We start from the raw sequence: 5,495 nt of genomic DNA on the forward strand, positions 1-5,495 counted from the left end.
GAGCACCTCAAAAACACCATCATACACTAAATCATTAAGTTGGCAGCATCACCGATTTTTTAAACATATAAAATACCATCAATGAAGTGATTAAGAAGTTATAGAGTAACAGAGAATTAATAAGATTCTTTTCTCTGAGACGCCAGAATATTTGTTCTGGCGTCTGATTTTGAGTTTATTTGACTAATGAAAATAGATCATTGAGTGATTCGCTCATCGACGGATGAGTAAATATCTGATCGCGTAATATGCTATAAGGCAGCCCGGCATCCATCACCATTTTCACTATATTGATCATCTCGTGGGAGTCAATACACAGCAGTGATGCTCCTAATATACGTTGGGTTTTATTATCAACAATCGCTTTTAATACCCCACGGGTATCGTTCATCACTCTGGCGCGCGGAATTGCAGCTACAGGCAATGTCACCACCTGAATATCAGCACCACTCTCTCTGGCTTGTTCTTCTGTCATACCAACCCTGGACAGGGGCGGTGTCATAAATACGGAATAAGGCACATTTTTCCGATCATCAGTACTACGTTTGCCTTCACCCAGTAACTCATCACGTACAATGCGGTAATCATCCAGTGATATGTAAGTAAATTGCAGCCCGCCGGTAACATCTCCCATCGCCCAAATATTGTCTGCGGTGGTATGTAATCGCTTGTCAACGACAATTGCCCCGCGCTCGTTTACTGCGATACCGGCATTTTCTGGATGTAACGAAGCGGTAGCCGGTTGACGACCGGAAGCTATTAACAGTGCATCCACCGCCAGTTGGGCGTGCTCGCTATGCACTTGCACTTGATTTTCATGGTGACTGATTCGCTCCACATGGGCATTGAGGATAATATCGACGCCCTGATCGCGTAAAATCGTCGCGATATTATCAGCAATATCCCGATCTTCCCGAGGCAAAAACAGCGAAGCTGCCTCTAAAATGGTTACTTTGCTGCCAAAATTAGCGAACATAGAGGCGAACTCAACGCCAATATATCCGCCGCCCAAAATACCTAAATGCCCAGGCAATTCTTTTAGATTAAGTAATCCGGTGCTGTCATATACACCAGGCGTGGTGGTAATTCCAGGAATTGGCGGAACCACGGCTTGTGCACCGGTATTAATAAAAATTTTCTCGCCATGAATCTCCAAATTTCCCTCAGGCCGATGAACACGCAGGCTATGATTATTGATAAACTCCGCCTGGCCGTCGATCACGTCGATATTGGGCATATCCGCAAGATTATGAAAATTCTTATTACGTAAAAAATTAACCACTTCATTTTTACGCTGTATGGCACGGACAAAATCTGTGTGCTGCTGTGCGTCATGAACCAATGTTTTGGTTGGGATACAGCCGATATTAATACAGGTCCCGCCATACATTGCATTTGATTGTTCGATGAGAGCCACACGCCAACCTGCTTTTGCCAGCGTGACGGCTAATGTTTTTCCAGCCTTGCCAAAACCAATAATAACTGCCTGATATTTATTCATGATGATTTCCTGTCGAAACGCGTTCATTTGACATCATGACTATAGACGCAAAAGGTGATGCTGCTAACTTACTGATTTAGTGTATGATGGTGTTTTTGAGGTGCTCCAGTGGCTTCTGTTTGGCTTTGTTGAATAAATCGAACTTTTGCTGAGTTGAAGGATCAGATCACGCATCTTCCCGACAACGCAGACCGTTCCGTGGCAAAGCAAAAGTTCAAAATCACCAACTGGCCCACCTACAATAAAGCCCTCATCAACCGTGGCTCCATAACTTTCTGGCTGGATGATGAAGCTATTCAGGCCTGGTATGAGTCGGCAACGCCTTCATCACGGGGAAGACCTCAGCGCTATTCTGATCTCGCCATCACCACCGTTCTGGTCATTAAACGCGTGTTCAGGTTGACCCTGCGGGCTGCACAGGGTTTTATTGATTCCATTTTTACACTGATGAATGTTCCGTTGCGCTGCCCGGATTACACCAGTGTCAGCAAGCGCGCAAAGTCGGTTAATGTCAGTTTCAAAACGCCCACCCGGGGTGAAATCGCGCATCTGGTGATTGATTCCACCGGGCTGAAGGTCTTTGGTGAAGGCGAATGGAAAGTCAAAAAACATGGCCAGGAACGCCGCCGTATCTGGCGAAAGTTGCATCTGGCAGTTGACAGCAACACACATGAAATCATCTGTGCAGACCTGTCGCTGAACAATGTGACGGACTCAGAAGCCTTCCCGGGTCTTATCCGGCAGACTCACAGAAAAATCAGGGCAGCATCGGCAGACGGCGCTTACGACACCCGGCTCTGTCACGATGAACTGCGGCGTAAGAAAATCAGCGCGCTTATCCCGCCCCGAAAAGGCGCGGGTTACTGGCCCGGTGAATATGCAGACCGTAACCGTGCTGTTGCGAATCAGCGGCTGACCGGGAGTAATGCGCGGTGGAAATGGACAACAGATTATAACCGTCGCTCGATAGCGGAAACGGCGATGTACCGGGTAAAACAGCTGTTCGGAGGTTCACTGACACTGCGTGACTACGATGGTCAGGTTGCAGAGGCTATGGCCCTGGTACGAGCGCTGAACAAAATGACGAAAGCAGGTATGCCTGAAAGCGTGCGTATTGCCTGAAAACACAACCCGCTACGGGGGAGACTTACCCGAAATCTGATTTATTCAACAAAGCCGGGGAGAGCATGAAAATGATGGATATGAGCGGTCACGATCAGGCCGCAATGTCCCATGAAATGATGCAAAACGGCAATTCTGCTGCCCATCAGGACATGGCTGAAATGCATAAAAAAATGATGAAATCCAAACCTGAGAACACCCAAGAAACTGCTAAGCCATTTTCCGAAATGAACGAGCATGAGAAAGCCGCTGTTGTGCATGAGAAGGCGAATAATGGTCTATCTTCCGTTATTCATCAGCAGCAGGCTGAAAAGCATCGCAGCCAGATCACCCAGAATTAACCCGCAGCTCCACTTGTCAGACCCTCATTTGACGCCGAAGTCACTGGCTTACGCTCCCGTCCGGGAGCGTTTTTTTCCCATATATCAAACTTTAACTCTGAAGAGGTGGAAGTATCTGACCAACACTGTCACGTAACGCCAGATAACTACAAAAACACCTCAGGTGAACGTAAGCGTTAAGTGAGCGCCGTATTGACGGCTATTTATTGGTGAGATCTACGTTCCATGGCAGCAGTTCGGCCACTTTGTTGATGGGCCACTCCGGCAATACGCTCAGGATATGGCGAAGGTAACCCTCTGGATCGATACCGTTCAGCCTGCACGTTCCGATCAGACCATACAGCAGGGCACCACGTTCACCACCATGATCACTGCCGAAGAAGATGTAGTTTTTCTTGCCCAGACAGACCGCTCGTAGCGCGCGCTCAGCAGCGTTATTATCCGGCTCTGCCAGACCATCATCGCAGTAGTAACACAGGGCATCCCACTGGTTCAGTGCATAAGCGAACGCCTCGCCTAACCGGGATTTTTTCGACAGAGTGGCACTTTTCTCCACCAACCAGTCATGCAGGGATATCAGCAACGGTTAACTTCGGGACCGTCTGGCGGCCAGCCGCTGAGATGCCGGAAGGCCGCGTATTTCCTCTTCTATCGCGTATAACTCACTGATGCGCTTCAGAGCCTCCTCTGCTGTGGCCGTCCGGGTGCTGATATAGACGTCATGGATTTTGCGCCGCGCATGAGCCCAGCATGCCGCTTCTGTCAACGGGCCACCTTCACGCTCTGCGCTGAACAACCTGTCGTACCCTGCGAAGGCATCTGCCTGCAGCACGCCATGATAGTGCCGAAGATGTTGCTGAGGGTGTTTCCCCTGTCGGTCCGGTGAGAAGGCGAACCATGCCGCTGGCGGATCTGATGAACCCGCGCTTCTGTTATCACGGACATATGTCCAGATACGCCCGGTTTTCGTCTTCTTTCTGCCCGGCGCCAGCACGGGCACCGGAGTGTCATCCGTATGCAGTTTGCGGCAGTCCATCACGTAGTGGTAGAGGGCTTCATCCAGCGGGGCCATTAACCGGCAGCACGCATCCACCCAGTTGGAGAGCAGCGCACGACTCAGATCCACACCCTGACGGGCAAAGATTTCGCACTGGCGATACAGCGGCAGGTGTTCACAGTATTTGGCCGTTAACACGCGGGCCAGCAGACCCGGCCCGGCGATGCCCCGGTCGATAGGACGTGAGGGCGCTGGCGCTTCAACGACGCAGTCGCATCGGGTACAGGCCTTTTTCACCCTGACCGTGCGGATCACTTTCAGGGCGCTGGAGACCAGCTCCAGTTGCTCCGCGCTGACTTCGCTGAGATAGGCCATATCACTACCGCAACCAGGACAGCTGGTTTCAGCTGGCTCCAGTCTGTTTATTTCGCGGGGAAGATGTTCCGGTAACGGGCGACGATGACGGGACTGGCGCAACTGACGCGGAACCTGCTGATCATTGTCCCGGCCGTTGTAACGATCGCTTTGCTGCTCCTGCTGTTTCAGCAGGGCTTCGGCTTCTTCGACCTGCCGGCGTAGCTTTTCTGAACGGGTACCGAACAGCATTCGGCGCAGTTTTTCTATCTGAGCCCGCAGATGTTCTATTTCACGCTCTTCGTTCTCTATTTTCTCTTCTGCGCGGGCCAGCGCTGAACGCAGGAACGACTCAGTCTCAGCAACGAGACTGAGCTGGCTGTCTTTCTGGCGAAGCGCGTCTTCCAGCGCAGCGATACGGGCGAGATAGTCCTGACTCATGACCCCATTTATAATGCGGTCATGCGCTTTTTACAACATCGTCAGTGAGTTAAGGCGTGCAGTTTTAGGTTTCCGCCAGTCCAGCTTATCGAGGAGCATGGCGAGTTGTGAGCGGGTGATGGCGATTTTGCCGTCGCGTACAGCAGGCCAGACGAACTGTCCCTCTTCCAGACGTTTGGTAAACAGACACAGACCGTCAGCATCAGCCCAGAGGATCCTCACGGTGTCACCTTTACGACCACGGAAGATAAACAGGTGGCCGGAGAACGGATTGTCATCAAGAACATGCTGGACCAGTTCGCCCAGACCATTGAAGGACTTACGCATATCGGTGACCCCGGCAACCAGCCAGATACGAGTGCCTGACGGTAAGGGTATCATCGGCTCCTCCCGCTCAGCTCGCGGATCAGCGTTTTCAGAAGTGCAGGTGATAAATCCCCGGACAGACGCAGGCTGGCACCGCCGACAGTCACCTCGCATGTCATGGCCTCGCGGCAGGCTGGAGCGGCGGGTTCATAGTGCGGCTCAGCATGGTGTGACAGGACCATATCAGGCAGGACAACGGGGATAACAGAGTCTTGCTCTCTGATTGACCGTTGTATTTCATCGGGCAGAAGATGTCTGTAACGCTGGCGCCAGGTAAACAGCAGATTGTCATTAATTCCATTATCCCGCGCCAACCGGGCAACACAGGCTCCAGGCTGATATGAAGTGGTTTACTGAATTTGGCCACCTGAAC

Annotated in this window: 4 protein-coding genes and 2 pseudogenes; 2 read left to right on the forward strand and 4 right to left on the reverse strand. The window is 51.2% G+C overall.

All coding sequences use genetic code 11. The annotated features are described in order from the left end of the window. Window positions 1–175 precede the first annotated feature (175 nt). On the reverse strand, window positions 176–1,501 hold the full coding sequence (rclA, locus tag HMPREF3143_RS02935; protein ID WP_007896426.1) for a reactive chlorine resistance oxidoreductase RclA: 1,326 nt from the start codon (window positions 1,499–1,501) through the stop codon (window positions 176–178). Between the two features lie 153 nt (window positions 1,502–1,654). Between rclA and HMPREF3143_RS02940 the strand changes: the two genes are divergently transcribed. Further along, a complete protein-coding gene (locus HMPREF3143_RS02940) occupies window positions 1,655–2,623 on the forward strand; it encodes an IS5-like element IS903B family transposase (RefSeq protein WP_022649395.1) in 969 nt (322 codons plus the stop codon). 56 nt (window positions 2,624–2,679) lie between these two features. Continuing rightward, window positions 2,680–2,964: pseudogene (locus HMPREF3143_RS02945) on the forward strand (copper-binding protein); the annotation flags it as partial. A gap of 199 nt (window positions 2,965–3,163) precedes the next feature. Here HMPREF3143_RS02945 and HMPREF3143_RS02955 read toward each other — a convergent pair. The 3 genes and pseudogenes from HMPREF3143_RS02955 to HMPREF3143_RS24545 all read right to left on the reverse strand — a co-directional run bounded on the left by HMPREF3143_RS02955 (window position 3,164) and on the right by HMPREF3143_RS24545 (window position 5,436). Next, window positions 3,164–4,756, reverse strand: a pseudogene (locus HMPREF3143_RS02955) (IS66 family transposase). A gap of 30 nt (window positions 4,757–4,786) precedes the next feature. Further along, window positions 4,787–5,137 carry an IS66 family insertion sequence element accessory protein TnpB gene (gene tnpB, locus HMPREF3143_RS02960; RefSeq protein WP_016151369.1) on the reverse strand — a complete coding sequence of 117 codons (351 nt, stop codon included), beginning with the start codon at window positions 5,135–5,137 and terminating at the stop codon, window positions 4,787–4,789. Further along, window positions 5,134–5,436, reverse strand: a complete 303-nt coding sequence (locus HMPREF3143_RS24545; RefSeq protein ID WP_048234681.1) for a hypothetical protein — start codon at window positions 5,434–5,436, stop codon at window positions 5,134–5,136. The genes tnpB and HMPREF3143_RS24545 overlap by 4 nt, the downstream gene beginning before the upstream one ends. Window positions 5,437–5,495 lie beyond the last annotated feature (59 nt).

Source organism: Enterobacter sp. HMSC16D10 (assembly GCF_001807145.1).
GTDB classification, from domain to species: Bacteria; Pseudomonadota; Gammaproteobacteria; order Enterobacterales; family Enterobacteriaceae; genus Enterobacter; species Enterobacter roggenkampii.

Bases quoted from the DNA above. Each gene is read 5' to 3' on its own strand.
- tnpB (WP_016151369.1), bottom strand. From the start codon at position 5,137: ATGATACCCTTACCGTCAGGCACTCGTATCTGGCTGGTTGCCGGGGTC.
- rclA (WP_007896426.1), bottom strand. From the start codon at position 1,501: ATGAATAAATATCAGGCAGTTATTATTGGTTTTGGCAAGGCTGGAAAA.